Below are 20,147 nucleotides of genomic sequence, written 5' to 3' on the forward strand. Positions count from 1 at the left end.
TCATTAGTCATTAGTCATTAGCTCTCGACAAAAGGCAAATGACAAAGGACAAAGGAAAAATGACAGACAATACAGGAGGAATCTCGAAATGGCAGTCCGCAGCACGGCGGCACCTCCAACCCCGTGGTCGAGGAATTTAGCTGAAGCCAAAATCCATGAAACAGCCTTTGTACATTCATTTTCCAATCTAATTGGAGATGTACGGATAGGTGCAAATGTGATCGTTGCTCCGGGGACTACGATTAGAGCGGATGAAGGCACACCTTTTTATATTGGTGAAAACACTAATATTCAAGATGGTGTTGTGATTCATGGGTTGGAGCAAGGTCGAATAATTGGCGATGATCAAAATAAATACTCGGTGTGGGTAGGTAAAAACAGTTGCATTACCCACATGGCTCTAATTCATGGGCCAGCTTATGTAGGGGATAATTCCTTCATTGGCTTCCGGTCTACGGTGTTTAATGCCAGGGTTGGTGCAGGTTGCATCGTAATGATGCACACTTTGATTCAAGACGTAGAAATTCCCGCAGGTAAGTATGTACCTTCGGGAGCGATCATTACCAATCAGCAGCAAGCTGACCGCTTGCCAGATGTGCAAGATCAAGATAAAGACTTTGCTCATCATGTGGTTGGAATTAATCAGGCGTTGCGTGCTGGTTATCTTTGTGCTGCGGATAGCAAATGTATTGCACCAATTCGGGATGAGAACACTAAATCTTATAAGGGTAATGGTGTTACTGTTTTAGAGCTAGAAAGGAGTAGTGAAGTGGCGAGCAATAGCTTGGGTGGAGAAACAATAGAGCAGTTGCGTTATCTATTGGAACAAGGGTATAAGATTGGTACAGAACACGTAGACCAGAGACGGTTCCGCACGGGTTCTTGGACTAGTTGCCAACCAATTGAACCGAGATCCATCGGTGAAGCGATCGCAGCATTAGAAAGCTGTGTCAGCGAGCATAGTGGCGAGTATGTCCGATTGTTTGGTATTGACAAAGATAGACGACGTGTGTTAGAAAGCATCATCCAACGCCCGGATGGTGATGTGAAACCAGCCAGCAATTTTAAGGCTCCGGCTAGTAGTTATAACAGTAGTCATAGCAATGGCAGCTATAGTAGTAATGGAAATGGTAACGGCTCTAGCAGTGGCAAAGTCAATGGCGAAACTGTAGAGCAAATCCGCCAACTTTTGGCAGGTGGTTACAAAATTGGCATGGAACATGTAGACGAGCGCCGTTTCCGTACTGGTTCCTGGACTAGCTGTAAGCCAATTGAAGCAACTTCTATAAATCAAGTAATTTCCGGCTTAGAAGAATGTATAGAAAGCCATCAAGGCGAGTATGTGCGTTTAATCGGTATTGATACCAAAGCCAAACGACGGGTATTAGAGAGCATAATTCAACGTCCGAATGGCCAAGTAGCTCCTTCTGGTAGTCAGAAATCATTTACTAGCAGTGGAACTTCTGGTCATGCTACGGCAACAGCTACCAGTAACCGTTTGAATTCAGAAGTGATAGACCAACTGCGGCAATTATTGGCTGGTGGGTATAAAATTAGCCTTGAACACGTAGACGAACGACGATTCCGTATAGGTTCCTGGACTAGTACTGGTCAAATTCAAGCCTCCTCAGAAAGAGAAGCGATCGCAGCTATAGAAGGACACCTTGGCGAATACCAAGGAGAATATGTACGCTTAATTGGTATTGACCCCAAAGCCAAACGGCGGGTGTTAGAGACCATAATCCAACGTCCAAATGGTCAAGTAGCATCCTCTGGCAGTCAGAAATCATTTACTAGTAGTGCGCCTTCTGCAACAGCAACAGCAACAGCTACCAATACCCGCTTGAGTAGTGAAGTTGTAGACCAACTCCGACAATTATTGGCTAGCGGCTCTAAAATTAGCCTTGAACACGTAGATCAACGACGCTTCCGTACAGGTTCTTGGACTAGTACTGGTCAGATTCAAGCCTCCTCAGAAAGAGAAGCGATCGCAGCCGTAGAAGGACACCTTGGTGAATACCAAGGGGAATATGTGCGCCTAATTGGTATTGACCCCAAAGCCAAGCGTCGGGTATTAGAAACGATTATTCAAAGACCATAGTAGGGAGTGGGGACTGGGGAGTAGGGAGTAGGGAATGGGGCATTGGTCATTGGTAGATTAATCAATAAATAATTCTTCCTCCCCTGCTCCCCCTGCCTCCCCTGCCTCCCCTGCTCCCTTTGCCCCCTCATCTCCATTCCCCACTCCGGCTTCCGAGGTTAAAATTTCCATGTCTGTGCCGCTACTGCGCCTCAGCAATAACTTTGATTCTTACATTAGTGGTGAGGTGACTATTCATCCAAGCGCAGTACTTGCACCTGGGGTGATCCTCCAAGCGGCTGTAAACAGCAAGATCATCATTGGGCCAGGAGTCTGTATTGGCATGGGAGCAATTCTCCAAGTCCATGAAGGAACCTTAGAGGTAGAAGCAGGCGCAAACTTGGGAGCTGGTTTTTTGATGGTTGGCAAAGGCAAAATTGGAGCAAATGCTTGTATTGGGGCAGCGACAACAGTTTTTAACTGTTCAGTTGAACCTGGACAAGTAATTCCACCTGGTTCGATTTTAGGAGACACCAGTCGGCAAGTTGCCCAAACAGGCCAAACAAAAGAACCAGAATCAGCCATAAATAACCCAACTTCTACAAGTGCTGCACCGGAGAAAGAAAAGGAAAATGGCTTAGGTGGAGGTAAGGAAAAAGAAGTTTCCTCAACTCAATTCTCAGCTTCGGCTTTTGTGGATTTCAAACAAAACAAGTCGATTTCTTACTTTAAATCTCCCGCCACTCCAGAAAGCCAGCCTCCTCCCGTAGAAAAATCCGCTAATGATGCTGACTCCACCTTGCAACAATCTGTCCAAGAGTCTACAGAACATGACTCAGACCCCAATCAGCTAGCTACAGAACCCTCTAACGGTTTCGGGACTCAGATTTATGGGCAAGGGAGCATAAACAGACTGCTGACTACATTGTTTCCCCATAGACAATCCCTGAACAACCCAAACTCTGACGATTAGTCCAAGTAAGTGTTAATTGTAAGTTGTCAGCTTTGTGATTATCTGGGAAAGTTCATAATGGAAACATCTAATCAACGGTCTTTGAAAGCCATCGAGGGAGTGAGTAATCGAGACACCTTCCAAGATACTGCTTTGGGTTTAGTTTCTACCCGCAGCTTTCCAGCAATAGTTGGGACGGCGGATATGATGCTAAAGTCAGCAGGAGTTCATCTAGTTGGGTATGAAAAAATTGGTGGCGGGCATTGTACTGCGATCATCCGGGGTGGAATTGCTGACGTGCGTCTTGCGGTAGAATCTGGTGTCCAAACAGCTGAACAGTTTGGTCAGTTGGTTTCTAGCTTGGTGATTCCCCGACCTTATCCCAACCTAGATATAGTACTTCCCATCACAACTCGTTTTACTAAATTGATGGAAGAGGGGAATTATAGCCGTCTCAGTAATCAAGCAATTGGTTTGGTAGAAACGCGAGGATTTCCGGCAATGGTAGGAGCATGTGATGCCATGCTCAAAGCTGCTGATGTTCATTTGGCAGCTTATGAAAAAATTGGTGGGGGTTTGTGTACAGCGATTATTCGGGGTTCCGTAGCAAATGTAGCAGTAGCAGTGGAAGCAGGGATGTTTGAGGCAGAACGCATTGGGGAATTAAATGCAGTAATGGTAATTCCCCGACCGCTAGATGAAATGGAGCAAACCTTGCCCTTAGCAAGCTGCTGGATAGAAGAACGCGAACCGTTAAACTTACCAGTGAATATTAAAGAACAAGTTGCCGAAATTGAAGTATTAAGATTACCAGATTTAACCAAGCTCCCGACAAAAATTGCCGAAGAATTATGGAATGATGAATGATGATAGATGAATTTGGGAAAATCATCATTCATCGGGAAGTGGAAGGAATCTTACGCTTTTCTTGTTGTTCTGATAATAGCTTCTTAAATCCATAAATAAAATACCTTTGTTTTAATAGAAGTGATAGAGTTTTATCTATAATATATAAAACTCATAATTTTCTATGAGCATTGCTATAGCATTTGCAAGTGTTTAGTAATCTAGTTTTATATCGATGAATAGCTATTTACAGGAGAACCAGCTTTGAAGCAAGCGACGCTGCACCAGTTAAAGGTATTCGAGGCGGCAGCACGGCACAGTAGCTTTACTCGCGCTGCTGAGGAATTGTTTCTCACACAACCTACCGTCTCGATGCAAATTAAGCAACTTACAAAATCAGTAGGGTTGCCATTATTTGAGCAAGTAGGGAAGCGGTTGTATCTCACCGAGGCAGGACGAGAATTATTTGCTACTTGTCGGCAGATTTTTGAAAATATAGCCCAGTATGAGATGAAGGTAGCAGATTTAAAAGGGCTAAAACAAGGACAATTACGTTTGGCAGTGATTACAACAGCAAAATATTTTATCCCACGTTTGTTAGGGCCGTTTTGTAAACTTTATCCAGGGATTGATATCTCGCTGCAAGTAACGAATCACGAACAAATCTTGGAACGGATGAGTAGTAATCTGGACGACTTATATATTATGAGCCAAGTTCCAGACAATATGGATGTGACTTGTGAACCATTTTTAGAAAACCCTTTGATAGTTTTTGCACCAGTTAATCATCCGTTATCTAAAGAAAAAAATATTCCAATTCAACGCCTGTCTAACGAACCTTTTATTATGCGAGAACCAGGTTCAGGAACTCGTCGCGCCGTTCAAAGTCTATTTGAAGAACAAGGGGTGACAGTAAAAGTCAAGCTAGAATTGGGAAGTAACGAAGCAATTAAACAAGCGATCGCAGGTGGTTTAGGAATTTCTGTTTTATCTCGTCATACCTTACTATTAGACGCTTCAGAGTTTAGCATTTTAGATGTACAACACTTTCCCATTGAGCGATATTGGTACATGGTTTACCCATCTGGCAAGCAGCTATCGATCGTTGCTCGTGCCTATTATGAATATCTACTAGGTGCGGCAAAAAATTTTGCAGAGCAAAACGCTGATAGTGCTTCTAGTACGCTTGAACCAACTCACGGATAATTCGTAATTTGTAATTACGAATTACCTCAAGGGGTTGACGGCTAGACCGGGAAGCATTGACAATTAACCAGCAGAATCATTAAAAATGGGGGAAAACTGGCAGTGGTTAACCCGGAAATACCGTCTTGGCGCAAAACAGTACAAAGCGAGATTGTAGCTGTTACCGTGTATGCTGACAGAGCATTGGTTACACGGCGGGGTGTAGTTGATTTAACAGGAATTGAACAGGAACTAGTAATTACTCCAGTGCCAGAGATGGAAACTGAGTCTGTCAGAGTTAGTGGTAATGGTACGGTAGGGGTGCGAATGCTTGGAGTAAGTAGCGATCGCATCTACACCACTGAACCTGTAGCGGAAATTGCACATTTAACAAGGCAAATTCAGCAGTTAGAAGCAGAAAAACGCCACCTGCAAGCCCAAGTGGATGCTTTAGCATTGCAGTCTAGTTTTATCGACGGATTGCGTGAAAAAACAGAAGAACCCTTTGCACAGAGTTTGTCTCGAAAAAATCTCAGCCTTAGTGAAACTTTAGATTTTTTGAACTTTCTCGGAAGCCAGTATAGTGAGTATGCGATCGCATCTGGAGAGTGCAAAACTCAACAGCAGGAATTAGACAAACAACTGCAAGCACTCCACACCTCATTGCAAAAAATCCAAACACCCCATCCTAAAGAGAGTTTTAGCTTAGTTGTAGGAGTTGAAGTTGCAGGTGAAGGCGAATTTGAGCTAGAAATATCATATTTGGTGAATCGCGCCAGTTGGACTCCGCTATATGACTTGCGCTTTAGCACCACCAACGATATTGTCCATTTGAGCTACCTTGCAGAAATCACTCAAAGCACCGGCGAAGATTGGATTGGTGCAAATCTCACCCTTTCTACCGCGAAACCGGGATTAGGTACACTCCCACCCAAACTTGAACCCTGGTATATTGATGCACCACGTCCACAACTGTTACGACAACGACGATTTTCTGCCCAGCCACCATTGCTACCTCCTATAGCAGAACCGCCTGCTCCTGCTGCCACAGATTGGCAAGAAGAAGACGAAGTTGGACAGGATAATTTCATTCCAGCAGAAACCGTTACAGCAGAAGTATCCAAAGAAGGGAGTGTAGTTACCTTTAAATTAAATGGTGGCGGGAACATTCCCAGTGATGGCGCACCTCATAAAACTACAATTTTCAATGATGATTATCCTTGTAGCTTCGATTATGTGGCAATGCCACGCTTAGTAAGTTTTGCTTATCTGCAATCTAATGTAAAAAATAATCCCAACGGTGCGACTCTGTTACCAGGCAAAGCGAATATTTTCCGCGACAATGTTTTTATTGGGACAACTCAGCTAGAAAATATTGCACCAGGGCAAGAATTCAAACTGAACTTAGGGATTGATGAAGGTTTTAAAATTGAGCGCGATTTGGTTGAACGTCTGGTAGACAAAAGATTGATTGGCAACCAGCGCCGGATTACTTATAGTTATCGGTTATTCATTACTAACTTATTAGAGAAAGAAGTAAATCTAAAACTAACTGAACAATTACCAGTTAGTCGTAACGAGCAAATCAAAGTGCGTCTAAGCCGCAGTAATCCGCAAATTCAACTTGGTGAAATGGGGCTTTTAGAATGGCAATTAACTCTTTCACCCCAAGAGCGACGAGAAGTATATTACCAATTTATTATTGAACATCCGCCTGAGTTAATGGTTGTTGGGTTAGATATTTAGAGTCAAGGTTAGCGTTATTGTTCAAGTGTGTTCCTGAAATTAAGCAAACAAATATTATTAAATATAACTGCCAGCAAAAGGACTCACCTCTAGGAGACACCGAAAATGAATGTGCTGGTTCGAGAAGCAGAGCTGAATGATGCTGCCGCGATTGTTGGCATTCTGAACCCAATTATAGAAGCTGGTGTATACACCGCGTTTGATACGCCGCTCACAGTCGATGCCGAACGTGAGTATATTTTAAATTTTCCTCAACGTGGGGTGTTTCATGTCGCTGTGCGCTTACCAGATCGAGCGGTTGTTGGGTTTCAAAGTATGGAACCATTTGCAACTTTCACACATGCCTTTGACCATGTGGGAATTATCGGAACATACGTAGATATCTTATACCGACGACAAGGTATTGGTAAAAGTCTATTCGAGGCTACTTTTGAGACTGCTCGTACCAAAGGATACGAAAAGATATTAACCTACGTTCGCGCCGATAACGCAGGAGCGTTAGCTAGCTATCTCCAACGTGGTTTTCACATAATTGGGACGGCGCAAAGACAGGCTAAAATCAAAGGAACGTATGTGGACGAGATTATCATCGAACGGTTTTTATAGATAGCGTCTACGCTCCTCGCTGCTACGCTAAACTTATAGCACTGAGACACTTTATCATGTCTGTCACCAAAGATTTTGAAGTCCCAAAAGATGTTATATATCCGCCAGGGGATTTATATAGTGACGAACCGCCTTTGGAAACTGACTTGCATCGGCTACAAATGACACTGCTCATCCAATGCTTAGAGTGGTTGTGGCAAAATCGCAATGACTTTTATGCATCGGGTAATCTCACTATTTACTACAGTCCACGCCAGCGCAAATCAGAAAACTTCCGGGGGCCAGATTTTTTTGTCGTACTGGGGACTGAACGCAAACCCCGTAAAAGTTGGGTTGTCTGGGAGGAAGATGGCAAATATCCTAATCTAATTATAGAAATCATCTCGGATAGCACAGGCGACACTGATAAAGGCTTAAAAAAACAAATTTACCAAGATATCTTTCGCACACCAGATTACTTCTGGTTTGACCCGGAAACCTTAGAATTTTCAGGGTATCATTTGCTTGATGGTAAATATCAATCGTTGGAACCCAATCCCCAAAGCTGCTTGTGGAGTCAACAGCTAGGTTTATATTTAGGGGTTTATCAAGAAAAGCTACGCTTTTTCACGCCTGAAGGAAAACTGGTTCCCACACCCGAAGAAGTCGCACAACAGGCTGAACAAGAAAAGCAACGCAGCGATCGCTTGGCGGCAAAACTGCGAGAATTAAATATAGATCCAGATACTATTTAATCTTTACGCTATCTTGCTTGTGCCTGTTGCCGCTAATATTATATATCTTCAGGAAGAACCCATTTTGGCGGTTCCGTCATTTTTTTACGCAGCCGTTCTTGTGCCAACTCCAACATTTGATCTAGCGGAGTATCTTCAATAAATTTTGTAGCGGCCTCTCTAAACTCGATATTGGGGCATTTATCCCCTAAAACACATCCGTTAACACAGGCTACAGCGCAGTTAATTTTTTGCTCCACAGTAAATTCCTCTTTCTATAAGTTATGAGCAGAGACGCGATTGATCACGTCTGTACAGGAGTTATAATATTTACCCCTAACTCTTTACTATCAGGCATGACTCTCCAGGTAAATTTTACCTTGGCACTTGCCATCTCATTAGTCTAAATACTTACCATTTAGAAAGTTATCAGTTATGAGTTATGATTTTGACTCTTAAGTACAGACGCGACGCCAGTCGCTACAACGGGGGGAACCCCCCTTCGGGTTCACCAGTCGCCTACGGCGGGAAACCCGCCTACAGCGCTGGATTCACCGCAACGCGCTGGCTCATTAATCGCGTCTCTCCTCACTCTTATGAAAGGCGCTCATGTCAGAAGTTTTTGCTACTACTGGAACTATCGCTGCGATCGCCACTGCTGTTGTCCCTCAGCAGGGTAGTGTTGGTATTGTGCGGGTGTCCGGTTCTCAAGCAATGGCTCTAGCCCAAACTCTCTTTCACGCACCAGGGCGACAAATTTGGGAAAGTCATCGGATTCTTTACGGTTACATTCGCCATCCCCAGACGCAACAACTGGTAGATGAAGCCCTGTTGTTGATTATGAAAGCACCCCGTTCTTACACCCGTGAAGATGTGGTGGAATTCCATTGCCACGGGGGAATTATGGCAGTGCAGCAGGTATTACAACTGTGTTTGGAAAACGGTGCTAGACTAGCCCAACCTGGAGAATTTACTCTCCGCGCCTTTTTGAATGGGCGATTGGATCTAACTCAAGCCGAAGGTATTGCTGATTTAGTAGGAGCTAAATCACCTCAAGCTGCCCAAACTGCCTTAGCTGGTTTGCAGGGAAAATTAGCTGATCCGATTCGGCAGTTACGCGCCAACTGCTTAGATATTTTGGCAGAAATCGAAGCTCGAATTGATTTTGAGGAAGATTTGCCACCGTTGGATGATAAAGTCATAATATCAGAAATTGAGAAAATTGCCGCAGAAATCACTAGATTATTGGCAACCAAAGACAAAGGTGAGTTGCTACGCACAGGTTTAAAAGTGGCAATTGTGGGGCGTCCGAATGTGGGTAAGTCAAGCTTATTGAACGCTTGGAGCCAGAGCGATCGCGCCATTGTAACTGACTTACCTGGTACAACCCGCGATGTGGTGGAATCTCAGTTAGTTGTCGGGGGAATTCCCGTACAAGTGCTTGATACAGCAGGGATTCGGGAAACAACAGACCAAGTGGAAAAAATTGGTGTCGAGCGATCGCGTCGGGCTGCCAATGCAGCTGATTTAGTCTTGCTTACCATTGACGCTTCAGCCGGTTGGACGGAAGGCGATCAAGAAATTTATGAGCAGGTGCAACACCGTCCATTAATTCTAGTTATTAACAAAATCGATTTATTAGAAGAAGACGAAAGCAAAAATATTCAATCCAAAATCCAAGTTGCGCTGGAAGCGCACCAAAAGTACAGCCTAAAATCTAAAATTGCCACAGCCGCATCCAAAAATCAAGGTATTGATGCTTTAGAAACAGCAATTTTAGAGATAATTCAATCGGGAAAAGTTCAAGCTGCTGATATGGATTTAGCTATCAATCAAAGGCAAGCAGCAGCCTTAACTCAAGCGAAAATTTCTTTAGAACAAGTACAAGCAACAATTGCCCAGCAGTTACCTCTTGATTTCTGGACAATTGACTTACGGGGTGCGATTCAAGCACTAGGAGAAATCACCGGAGAAGAGGTTACAGAATCAGTTTTAGATAAAATTTTTAGCAAATTTTGTATTGGAAAGTAATTTATCTATTAAAGACTAGCTCACAACAAAATTTTGAGTAGAATTTAAGTAAAATTACAACTAGGAATTGACCTTGAAATGTTAGATTAAGGTACTAATATTACATCTTCATATATTTCTGCGATCGCACACCGAAAATCAACACTAGCTAAATGCACTTCTTGTTCTTTTTCATAAGGGTAAAGTACCCAATGTCCTTCTTCATTGCGACGGAAGGATTCGATACTCATTCGGTCTGGTGAAATTAGCACATATTCTTGTAGTGATTCTAAGTGCCGATAACTTGCAAATTTCTTACCTCTGTCATACGCTTCTGTTGACTCAGAAAGCACTTCGACAATTAAGCAAGGATGGGACTTAAAATATTCAGATTCTCTATCTCGTGGATCGCATGTCACCATCACATCGGGATAGAAATAGCGATTTATGACATCAATTTGTGCTTTCATATCTAACATGTAGACACGGCAACCACTACCCCGGAGATGGTTTCGTAGAAGGATAAACAAGTTTCCTACTACTGTGACATGGGCATCACTTGCCCCTGCCATTGCGTAGATTTGCCCATCAATATACTCGTGTTTGATTTCACTAAATTTCTCGCCTTCTAGATATTCTTCTGGGGAGATATAGTACTCACTTTGGCTAACGACCATTTTAGTACCTTAGTAGTTTTATCAGACATTGTAACCTAGTAAACAAATTTAATGAGCAACAGCGCCACCAGTGGGTTTAACCTTTTTAAGGAATAAAATAGCAAGTCCACTGAATAATAAGGCAATACCAATAAAATAGAAACAATCGTTAAAAGCCAGCACAAATGCTTCCCGGCGGACTATATTAGATATGGCTGCGATCGCCTGATTTTGTGCTGTACTTAAATCTGCTCCTTTACTGACAAAATACTGCGTCATTTGGTCAATTCGCTGTTGAGTTTCTGGGTTATATAAAGATATTCCATCACCCAATCTATTCGAGTGAAATTGCTCTCTATTAGTTAACAATGTGGCTAAAGATGCAATTCCGATAGAACCGCCCATATTCCGCATCATATTAAATAAACCACTTGCCGAACCTGCTTCTTTCGGACTTAATCCAGCAGTGGCAATAGAACTAAGCGGTACCATAATTAAAGGTTGTCCCATTGCACGCACAATTTGCGACCACCGTAACTGATCTAATCCTGTTTCATTAGTCATCCCAGAGTTCATAAATGCACTGATGGAAAACAAAGTCACACCAACAGCTACCATTAAACGCACATCAATGCGTTGCATCAATTTGGGGATGAGGGGAATAATAAACAGTTGAGGAATACCAGCCCAAATTAACACTTCACCAATTTGCAACGCATTGTATTGTTGAATTTGGGCAAGATACAACGGTAAAACATAAATTGAACCATATAACCCTACTCCTAACGAGACATTGACAACACTGGCTAAACCAAAGTTACGTCTAGACAAAAGCCGTAAATCAATAAATGGTTGCTTTCGAGTTAATTCTATAAAGAAAAATATCGCCAAAAAAATTACCGCAATCACACTTAAGCGGACAATCAACGCTGAACCAAACCAATCCTTACGGCTACCTTCTTCTAAAACAACTTGCAGGGAACCTAACCCAATAGCCATCGCAATAATTCCCCACCAATCACCTTGTTTCAGTAAATTAATTTGGGGTTTTTCTTGCTTAATTCCATACCAAACACCAGCTAGCATTAATGCCCCAGGAATTACATTTATATAAAAGTTGTATTCCCAACCAAAGTTTTCTGTTAACCAACCTCCTAATGTTGGGCCAATTGAAGGTGCAAAAACTGCACTAAACCCAAATGCAGCTAGTCCAACTGATTGCTTAGATTGAGGTAAAGTCGTTAATACAACTGTCATAGCGGTGGGGATTAATACTCCTCCGCTCAAACCTTGTAAGGCGCGAAAGAAAATCATGGAATTGAGATTCCACGACCAAGCACAGCATATAGAAAAGAAAATAAATAGTGCAGTATTTACTACCAAATAACGACGTAAAGAAAATACTCGTGATAACCATCCTGTTAAAGGAATTACCACAATTTCTGCTACAAGATACGCTGTAGAAATCCAAGAACCTTCTTCTAGGGTTGCTCCTAAACTTGCTTGAATATCTTGCAACGAAGCATTAGTTATTTGAATATCCAATACCGCCATAAATGCACCAAGCATACTGGCTAATACACCAATCCAGGTTCTTAGCGGTACACTCTCTGGTGGTGCTTGCTGACGAATTACACCTGTATTAGCCATAGGGTTGTTCCTGTTTCAAACTTAAGTTGTAAAAAATCTCTTAATTACATTTTATCCTTATCTCTGCACAGCGAGAATAAAATATGATTTCTATTTAAACTTTCTGAGCTTTGATAATACCCTTTTCCTCATAAATTGGACGCATCATTTTCCTTAAAGCAGGTAACTCTCTGCTAAAAATGATCGACCCTAAAATACAAACTATACCATCAATTATTAAAGTGTTGGGAGCGCCGATATGACTGGCTAAAAAGCCTCCCAATAAATTACCCACGGGAATCATCCCCAAAAATGACATTGTGTATAAGCTCATCAATCGCCCACGTTTGTCATCTTCAACAATTGTTTGTAAAAAGGTGTTGCTAGCAGCAATTTGGAGAATTGTACCTAAGCCAACAAACAACATTGTAAATAAAGAGAGTGGCAAAAATCGAGACAATGAAAAGGCAATTAGACCAATTCCTAAAATTGCTGGTGCTAAAGCAATCAATTTACCAATCCCTAAGATTGTTTGGCGCGTAGTCAAATAAATACCACCAGTTAAGGCTCCAACTCCAGAAGCCGCCATCAAAAAACCCAAACTTTCTGCACCACCTTTGAGAACTTGTTCTGCAATAACTGGTACTAAAATAGTGTTTTGCAACCCCATGAGGCTGACTAAAGCTGATAGCAATAAGATTGCTCGAATCGGTGGAAAGCTAAAAGCATATACAAATCCCTCTTTGACTTTTTGTAAGGGATTACCGTCAGTTACTACATTTTTCCAAGGTTTAACTTTCATTGTCAATAAAGCGGCGATTACAGCAATGTAGCTCAAACCATCAAATAAAAAACAATAAGCAGTTCCAACCCTGGCAATTAGCAAACCCCCGATCGCAGGGCCAATTAATCTAGCACCGTTGATCATCGTGGAGTTAATAGCGATCGCATTGCCTAAATCTTCTCTACGTTCAACCAATTCTGGCACAAATGCTTGGCGGGCTGGTGCATCTAAAGCGTTAATAAGTCCTTGAAATAAACTCAAGGCAATGATGTGCCATACCTGAATCACACCAGTCAGCGCCAGTGCTGCTAATGTTAACGATTGAATCATCGCCAAGACTTGTGTACTAATTAAAGTACGATACCGAGAAAAGCGATCTACAAATACTCCGCCAAAGGGAGCTAAAAAAAAGCTAGGAATTTGACTCGAAAATCCTACAACTCCTAACATTAATGGGGAGTTTGTCAAATCATAAACTAGCCAAATTGTGGCAAGTTGCGTCATCCACGTCCCAATTAGGGAAATACCTTGTCCGGCAAAAAATAGTTGATAGTTTCTTGACCTTAAAGCAGGTAGTAGCGATTTTTTCATGTAAGGCTTACTTTATACCAATCTGCTTTTATAAATATCATCTCACCTCATCTCTATACGCCTGTCTTTAGATGTATGAAAATTTCATAGGTAGAAAGAGGTTTTTATCTGTTTACAGGCAATTTTAGTATTAATGATATCCGGTTGATTATTTACTAAACCCCAAGAACCCCACCCTAACCCTCCCCTTATAAAGGGGAGGGAACTAGATTTATTTTCTTGTTTCCCCCCTTTATAAGGGGGGATTAAGGGGGGTAATTCGACTATTATGGGTAATTTAGTGGACATGATATTACTTGACTTCCACAGCAACTTCCGCAGACATCCCCGGAGTAATCCGTGATTCGTACCCTTGAATGCTCTTTTGATCGAAAACTACTTTTACTGGAATGCGCTGCACAACTTTGGTAAAGTTACCTGTAGCGTTATCCGGTGGTAATAAGGCAAACTGAGCGCCGGAAGCTGGGGAAATACTGTCAACATGACCAGTAAAGGTATGATGAGGAAAAGTATCCAGCTTGATTTCTACTGGTTCTCCTGGGCGCATCTTTTCTAATTGAGTTTCTTTGAAGTTCGCAACTACCCAATAGTTGTTATCCACGATCGCCATTAATGGTGTTCCTGCTTGGACTCGGTTGCCAACTTCCGCAGTTTTTCTACCAACTCGTCCGGCACTAGGAGCGGTAATATTAACATAAGATAGTTGCAATTGTGCGTTTTTGAGCGATGCTTCCGATTGTGCGATCGCCGCTTTTGCCGCTTCATATTGGCTACGTTTCACTGTGGTATCTTGTCCACCTGCGGTAGCTTGTTGCAATCCTCCCTTAGATGCTGCCAATTTAGCTTGGGCGTTGGTAACATTCTCTTGCGCCTGTGCTAATTGAGACTGGGCTTGAGCTACACCAACTTTGGCAGAGGCTAACTTGGCTTGGGCTTGTTGTACTCCCTGAATCGCGGCGTTTTTCTGTGCGGTAGCCACATTATAAGCTGCCTTGGCTGTATCTAGCTGTTGGCGAGGAATCGCACCTGTTTTATACAATTCGTTGTAACGATTGTAATCTGCTTGGGCTTTTTCCAAATTCGCATTTGTTTGCGCTACTTGGGCTTGGGCGGCAGGAATACCAGCTTGGGCTTCTTGTACTGCTGCTTGGGCGGCAGGAATACCAGCTTGGGCTTCTTGTACTGCTGCTTGTGCTGTAGAAATTGCTGCTACCGCACTGCTAACATCACCCTGTGCTTGAGTTGTCTTACCCGTAGTGGTTTGTGAACTTAAAGCAATATTTGCTTGGGCAGCTTGCGCCTGTCCACGAGCATTTTCTAGGGCGGCTTGTGCTTGTTGTACCTGACTTTGATAGTCTCGTGGATCTAACTTCACCAATAATTGTCCTGGTTGCACCAGTTGGTTATCATCCACCAGCACTTCACTTACAGTTCCCGGAATGCGGCTGCTAACTTGGTGGATGTTTCCAGCAACGGTAGCGTTGTCTGTTTCCTGATGGGTGGAGGCATATTGCCAATAGTGATAACCAAAACCACCTGCGGCGATCGCACCCACACCTAATGCTGCCAAAATTAAATTATTCGGTCTTTTCCGCTTCGATGGAGGTGCTTTTTCTTTCTCTATCTCAGGTGTTACAACAGGTGCTTCTGCTGTTGTGGATGTTTTTATGGTGACAGTTTCTAAAGTCTCGGAATCAGGAATCAATTGTTTTTCGATAACTGGGGTTTTGTGTCCGTTGCGTCCGTTAAAAGTATTAGTTTTCATGATTGTTAACTTGTTTCTTCTTGCAGTAATTTGATTGATAGGCTTTTATTTAGAATGCGTAGTATTTCCAGAAAAAAATTCTTATTTCCTTAGTATGCGTATTATTATCTCAAAACAAATCTTTACAGCACCTCCCCCGGTCGGGTGATTATGGGATCATCTTTAGGAGAGGTTAGCGATCGCCCGGTTCAATATTTGGGAAAATAGTTCTCGGTCAGCAAAAGAAATACCATCCATCGCTTCATCACGCACTGCTGCGGCGATTGGGGGTAAAACAGTTTCTAGTTCCTTACCTGCATCCGTTAGCCAGATTCGCCAGATGCGGCGATCATAAGTGTCGCGTTCTCGACGCACCAAGCCGCGTTCTTCCATGCGATCGAGTACGCCTGTTAAAGTCCCTCCTACTTGTTTGAGTTTGTCCCCAATACTAGAAGTCGGTAAACCATCTTCTTGCCATAAACAGCACAACACTAGCCAGTGAAATGGCGTAAGTCCAAAAGGTTCTAGTTTATCTGTAAACTTGCGACTGAGGAGTTGCGAGACTAATTTGATTCTGTAGCCCAAATTGTATGGTGCCAGATTTTGCTGCCACGAATCTAAAGGTGGGGAGTGATTAGATGTAGAAACCATTTAGCAAAATACTTAGTATGCGTACTATTATTATAACTAAACTTGTTCTTTTAGCAATAGTGCTTGACATCTGTCTTAGGGAATAAATCCATTCAACTGATACTCTTTGACAGTGCCAATAATGCAGTAAGGTCGAGATAATTTAGGAGACTGCTTACCCTATATCCAAATCATAGCTCAAAAGAGGCATTTGGGAGCAACGCGAAAAAGTGAAATCATCGTGAAATGAGCAGGGGAGCAAAGAGAAATTTTTAGTAATTTTTATTACCTGAATAGTCCTGAATACATTTGTTGTGCTTAGAAAACAGAGTGCTACTAGAATTATTAACTAGAAATGACTCCTCAATACTTGAATATTGTACAATCATAAAAATTGAAAAAAGCTTTTGATTTTATTAATTAACACAATTCATTGAGACATGGGCGTGCATAATGCTAATTCCACAATTACAAAAATTTTTCACAACGCCTATAACTCAAAAAAGCAGACCAAATAAATTTAAATTGACTATCATCTTTTGGTACAGTCTAAGTCTAACTTTTGCTGTTGGCTATATTCTTATGGGGCTGCAAAAAGCTTTCAGCAGTAAATATATAGTCAGCGACGATGCACGGGAATATATTTCTTGGATGTATCGTTACTTTAATCCAGATTTATTTCCTGGGGATTTAATCGCGGATTATTTTCAGTCAGTGACACCAATTGGATATGGGATTCTTTATAAGATAATTGCAGCTTTAGGCATCAATCTAACTTTTTTTAGCAAAATTTTTCCAATACTACTAGGGCTAATTACTACTAGCTATTGCTTTGCAGTCTCTATGCAGATACTACCAGTTCCAATGGTGGGGTTTATCGCATCCTTACTTTTAAATCAAAGTCTTTGTATGCATGATGACCTATTTTCTGCTACTCCTAGAGATTTTATTTATCCTCTATTTTTAGCTTTTCTATATTATTCAATACGAGCTTCTGGGTTAGGTATCTTAATTGTACTTGCACTCCAATGTTTAATGTACCCTTTAATAGGTTTTGTGGATTTATTAATTTTAGCCCTAAGATTATTTCGCTGGCAAAATGGGCAGATAACTATCTCTCAAAACCGAAAAGATTTTATTTTATTTGCAGCAGCCATTATAGTTACTGGAATTGTAATTTTACCTTATGCCATTCAATCATCACAATTTGGCCCGCCAATTACTGCTGCTGCTGCCAGAACTATGCCGGATTACTGGCCTGGAGGAAGAGTTAGCTATTTTAGTCATAATATTATTAATTATTGGTTTTTTGGTAGAGATAGCGGATTTATTGCTTTAATTGCACCTCCTCAATTATTATTGGGTTTATTATTACCAATAATCTTAAAATTTAAGCTTCACTTTCCCCTAACTAAAGAAGTAAACGATGAAGTAAAACTATTACTCCAGGCAGTAATAGCTAGTTCAATAATGTTTTTTACTGCCCATGCCTTAGCTTTTAAACTGCACTGGCCTAGCCGCTACACCCATCATACTTTTAGGATGGTACTTGCTATTGCAACAGCAATTTCTATTATCTTGATTCTAGATGCTACATTTCGATGGGCACGAGAAAATGAGAAACAAATCCTCATCTTGGGAACTATTATAATCCTTGGTGCAGGACTCATTTTGTACCCTAGCAGCTTCAGCTTAAAAGTTTTTCCTAAAACCCTTTATGTACAAGGTCAAGTTCCAACATTATATAATTTTTTGCAAAAGCAACCGCAAAATATTGTCATAGCCTCTACTTCTGAAGAAGCAGATAACATACCTCTATTTGCCCAAAGAACAATTTTAGTGGGTAAAGAATATGCTTTACCTTTCCATACCAAATATTACGCTCAATTTCGTAAGCGGATGATTGACCTTATTAATGCTCAATATACTGAAGATATTAATCAGGTTAAAGACTTTATCCAAAAATATCATGTAACTTTTTGGTTATTAGAACGTTCTGCATTCCTTCCAGAATATATAACTAAAAACACTTGGCTACAACAATATCAGCCAGCAGCACAACAAGCGAACGCAAATTTACAGAAGTCTTTACCTGTTTTAGCGACATTAATGAACTCTTGCGCTGTTTTTGAGACTGATAATTTAGTCCTTCTCAAAACAGAATGTATCAAAGTAGTAACGAAGACTTGAACAAAATACCCAATTACAATCAAAGATTTTTCCATCTGTCTTAGGGAAGAACTTGAATTAACTGGTACTCTTTGACTGTACCCAGAATGCGGTGAGGTCGAGATAATTTAGGGGACTGGTCAGCATATATCCAAGCATAGCTCAAAGCTGGTATTTGGGAAATAGAGGCTACTTGTTGAGGGTGAATAGAAAGATAGAAATTAAGCAATACTTGGGTTTTTGGGTCTATTTCCACATAGTAGGTAGGATGAGATTGAAGAATTGGAGCGATCGCACCTTGTTGTAAAAAACTTCTTAAAACAGGGTTATAATCACTTAAAAGCCCTATGCTACCAGTCATCGCCAAAGCTAACCAACAAGGAATTAACCAGCCTGCAATCCAATAACGCGCTGTGAGAAACTTCTTGCCAAAGTGGTAACGACTAATCCACACCACAGGTAAAATTAACCAACCCAAACCCATAGCCAAGCCAATAGATGCATACTTGCGGATGTCAAAACTACCCCAATTAAGAATACCAATACTGACTATTACAAGTAGAACACCGAACCCCCCAAAGCCATAGCTGAGATTTCGAGGAAGATTCTTTTTTGCAAAAAGGCTTAATATATTTATTTTACCTTTTTCAAGAGGTAATTGCGGCGTAATTCCTGTTTCGTAAATACTACCTAACCAATTTAAACCCACAGATGCAAGCAAAGCTACAAACGGATAAAGGCAAAGACTATAGTGAGGAAGACGAGTACTAAAAAGGCTAAGTTCACAAAATAGGACAAGTGGAAAGCCAACTAATATTAACTGATAACGATTAATAGGACGACGTACAGTCAAAAATAAACCTAAAAGTCCGAATAAAGGCCAAGGAAATGCTTTTAAAAGAATATTCCATAAATAAAATAGCCGATCATTTCTATAATTATTTTCAGAACCTAGCTGTACAACAAACTTGAGCAACTCGTCAAAACTTTGATTTCCGTAGTGCAGCCAACTTAACCACAGCCAAACACAGGTAGGGATTAAACCTACAAAAAAGCCTAAATAAAAAAATGGATTAGTAAGATGATGATGACGGCGATGTTCCCAAATTAAATAAGGGAATAAAGCTATAATTGGCAAAAAAATCATAAAGCTTCTGACTAAGAAGCCTAAACCTAAACTTAAACCAGCTATAAAACTCCAAAAATAGCGATATTGAAGATATAATTCCGCTTTTATTAAAGACAAAATGGCTAAAAGTACTAATAAAACCATCGGTATATCAGGTGTACTTAAGCGAGAGTATTGCAGCCAGAAAAACTCCACACTTAAAATCGCCGCAGCTAGCCAACCTAATTTTTTGCCTAGCATAATTTTGCCGATTTCATACACCAGCCATAAACTAAAAATGCTAGCAATCATACTAGGAAGACGCGCACTAGTATCACTCATTCCAAACAGCTTGTAGAAACTGGCAATTATCCAATAAGGGCCAGGAGTTTTATGATGTGCTTTTTCCCAAGGAGTTATCCAATTACCAGAATCAAACATCAAACGCGCACGCGAAGCGTAAAGCGCTTCATCATGTGCCATCAGGCTATTGTGCCCAGAAGTAAATAATAATAAGGGAAGCATCCAAAGTAACAAGCTCAAATATGGTAATAATCCCAATAGGCGCGTTTGTCGCCAAATATACCGCAAAATATGTAATTTATAAAACATTGAATTGATAAATTTGAATGCTGCTATTTAGACTCGTTTATGTGTCTTGCTGTTATTAAAATATGTTACATAGTGTTTTTTGAACA

General features: G+C 41.2%; 16 protein-coding genes. 9 read left to right on the forward strand and 7 right to left on the reverse strand.

From position 1 onward, the window contains the following. Positions 1-88: 88 nt before the first annotated feature. The 7 genes from RMZ43_RS06600 to RMZ43_RS06630 all read left to right on the forward strand — a co-directional run bounded on the left by RMZ43_RS06600 (position 89) and on the right by RMZ43_RS06630 (position 8,149). Positions 89-2,101: a ribulose bisphosphate carboxylase small subunit gene (locus tag RMZ43_RS06600; protein WP_428850701.1), complete on the forward strand. Its 2,013-nt coding sequence runs from the start codon at positions 89-91 to the stop codon at positions 2,099-2,101. Positions 2,102-2,270: 169 nt separating this feature from the next. Then, on the forward strand, positions 2,271-3,053 hold the full coding sequence (locus tag RMZ43_RS06605) for a transferase (protein ID WP_322655199.1): 783 nt from the start codon (positions 2,271-2,273) through the stop codon (positions 3,051-3,053). 57 nt (positions 3,054-3,110) lie between these two features. Further along, positions 3,111-3,899: a BMC domain-containing protein gene (locus RMZ43_RS06610; protein WP_322646148.1), complete on the forward strand. Its 789-nt coding sequence runs from the start codon at positions 3,111-3,113 to the stop codon at positions 3,897-3,899. 243 nt (positions 3,900-4,142) lie between these two features. Next, positions 4,143-5,084 (forward strand): LysR family transcriptional regulator, encoded by a 942-nt coding sequence (locus RMZ43_RS06615; RefSeq protein WP_322646147.1) that lies wholly within the window; start codon positions 4,143-4,145, stop codon positions 5,082-5,084. A gap of 102 nt (positions 5,085-5,186) precedes the next feature. Beyond that, positions 5,187-6,809, forward strand: a complete 1,623-nt coding sequence (locus RMZ43_RS06620; protein ID WP_322655200.1) for a mucoidy inhibitor MuiA family protein — start codon at positions 5,187-5,189, stop codon at positions 6,807-6,809. A 105-nt stretch (positions 6,810-6,914) separates the two neighbouring features. After that, entirely contained in the window at positions 6,915-7,415 is a 501-nt protein-coding gene (locus RMZ43_RS06625) for a GNAT family N-acetyltransferase (RefSeq protein WP_322655201.1), read from the forward strand. A 56-nt stretch (positions 7,416-7,471) separates the two neighbouring features. Next, entirely contained in the window at positions 7,472-8,149 is a 678-nt protein-coding gene (locus RMZ43_RS06630) for a Uma2 family endonuclease (protein ID WP_322655202.1), read from the forward strand. A 38-nt stretch (positions 8,150-8,187) separates the two neighbouring features. Here RMZ43_RS06630 and RMZ43_RS06635 read toward each other — a convergent pair whose 3' ends face one another. Further along, complete coding sequence (locus tag RMZ43_RS06635; protein WP_322646143.1) at positions 8,188-8,388, reverse strand: hypothetical protein; 201 nt, start codon at positions 8,386-8,388, stop codon at positions 8,188-8,190. 349 nt (positions 8,389-8,737) lie between these two features. Between RMZ43_RS06635 and mnmE the strand changes: the two genes are divergently transcribed. Next, entirely contained in the window at positions 8,738-10,159 is a 1,422-nt protein-coding gene (gene mnmE, locus RMZ43_RS06640) for a tRNA uridine-5-carboxymethylaminomethyl(34) synthesis GTPase MnmE (protein WP_322655203.1), read from the forward strand. 86 nt (positions 10,160-10,245) lie between these two features. On the opposite strand, the gene RMZ43_RS06645 is transcribed toward mnmE, so the two are convergent. From RMZ43_RS06645 to RMZ43_RS06665, 5 genes are all read right to left on the reverse strand, one after another. Next, complete coding sequence (locus tag RMZ43_RS06645; protein WP_322655204.1) at positions 10,246-10,815, reverse strand: Uma2 family endonuclease; 570 nt, start codon at positions 10,813-10,815, stop codon at positions 10,246-10,248. Positions 10,816-10,863: 48 nt separating this feature from the next. After that, the gene (locus RMZ43_RS06650; RefSeq protein WP_322655205.1) at positions 10,864-12,444 is read right to left on the reverse strand and encodes a DHA2 family efflux MFS transporter permease subunit; all 1,581 of its coding nucleotides are present in this window, start codon (positions 12,442-12,444) and stop codon (positions 10,864-10,866) included. 94 nt (positions 12,445-12,538) lie between these two features. Beyond that, on the reverse strand, positions 12,539-13,798 hold the full coding sequence (locus tag RMZ43_RS06655) for an MFS transporter (protein ID WP_322655206.1): 1,260 nt from the start codon (positions 13,796-13,798) through the stop codon (positions 12,539-12,541). 292 nt (positions 13,799-14,090) lie between these two features. Continuing rightward, complete coding sequence (locus tag RMZ43_RS06660; protein WP_322655207.1) at positions 14,091-15,563, reverse strand: HlyD family secretion protein; 1,473 nt, start codon at positions 15,561-15,563, stop codon at positions 14,091-14,093. Between the two features lie 162 nt (positions 15,564-15,725). Further along, entirely contained in the window at positions 15,726-16,193 is a 468-nt protein-coding gene (locus RMZ43_RS06665) for a MarR family winged helix-turn-helix transcriptional regulator (protein ID WP_322655208.1), read from the reverse strand. A gap of 504 nt (positions 16,194-16,697) precedes the next feature. On the opposite strand from RMZ43_RS06665, the gene RMZ43_RS06670 reads away from it, so the two are divergent. After that, positions 16,698-18,362 (forward strand): hypothetical protein, encoded by a 1,665-nt coding sequence (locus RMZ43_RS06670; RefSeq protein WP_322655209.1) that lies wholly within the window; start codon positions 16,698-16,700, stop codon positions 18,360-18,362. Between the two features lie 40 nt (positions 18,363-18,402). On the opposite strand, the gene RMZ43_RS06675 is transcribed toward RMZ43_RS06670, so the two are convergent. Next, on the reverse strand, positions 18,403-20,061 hold the full coding sequence (locus tag RMZ43_RS06675; RefSeq protein WP_322655210.1) for an ArnT family glycosyltransferase: 1,659 nt from the start codon (positions 20,059-20,061) through the stop codon (positions 18,403-18,405). Positions 20,062-20,147 lie beyond the last annotated feature (86 nt).

The organism is Nostoc sp. CmiVER01 (genome assembly GCF_034531135.2).
Classification (GTDB): Bacteria; Cyanobacteriota; Cyanobacteriia; order Cyanobacteriales; family Nostocaceae; genus Nostoc.

Coding starts and splice junctions, on each gene's coding strand:
- RMZ43_RS06665 (WP_322655208.1), bottom strand. CDS start 16,193: ATGGTTTCTACATCTAATCACTCCCCACCTTTAGATTCGTGGCAGCAA.
- RMZ43_RS06660 (WP_322655207.1), bottom strand. CDS start 15,563: ATGAAAACTAATACTTTTAACGGACGCAACGGACACAAAACCCCAGTT.
- RMZ43_RS06610 (WP_322646148.1), top strand. CDS start 3,111: ATGGAAACATCTAATCAACGGTCTTTGAAAGCCATCGAGGGAGTGAGT.
- mnmE (WP_322655203.1), top strand. CDS start 8,738: ATGTCAGAAGTTTTTGCTACTACTGGAACTATCGCTGCGATCGCCACT.
- RMZ43_RS06655 (WP_322655206.1), bottom strand. CDS start 13,798: ATGAAAAAATCGCTACTACCTGCTTTAAGGTCAAGAAACTATCAACTA.
- RMZ43_RS06630 (WP_322655202.1), top strand. CDS start 7,472: ATGTCTGTCACCAAAGATTTTGAAGTCCCAAAAGATGTTATATATCCG.
- RMZ43_RS06675 (WP_322655210.1), bottom strand. CDS start 20,061: ATGTTTTATAAATTACATATTTTGCGGTATATTTGGCGACAAACGCGC.
- RMZ43_RS06645 (WP_322655204.1), bottom strand. CDS start 10,815: ATGGTCGTTAGCCAAAGTGAGTACTATATCTCCCCAGAAGAATATCTA.
- RMZ43_RS06625 (WP_322655201.1), top strand. CDS start 6,915: ATGAATGTGCTGGTTCGAGAAGCAGAGCTGAATGATGCTGCCGCGATT.
- RMZ43_RS06600 (WP_428850701.1), top strand. CDS start 89: ATGGCAGTCCGCAGCACGGCGGCACCTCCAACCCCGTGGTCGAGGAAT.
- RMZ43_RS06650 (WP_322655205.1), bottom strand. CDS start 12,444: ATGGCTAATACAGGTGTAATTCGTCAGCAAGCACCACCAGAGAGTGTA.
- RMZ43_RS06605 (WP_322655199.1), top strand. CDS start 2,271: ATGTCTGTGCCGCTACTGCGCCTCAGCAATAACTTTGATTCTTACATT.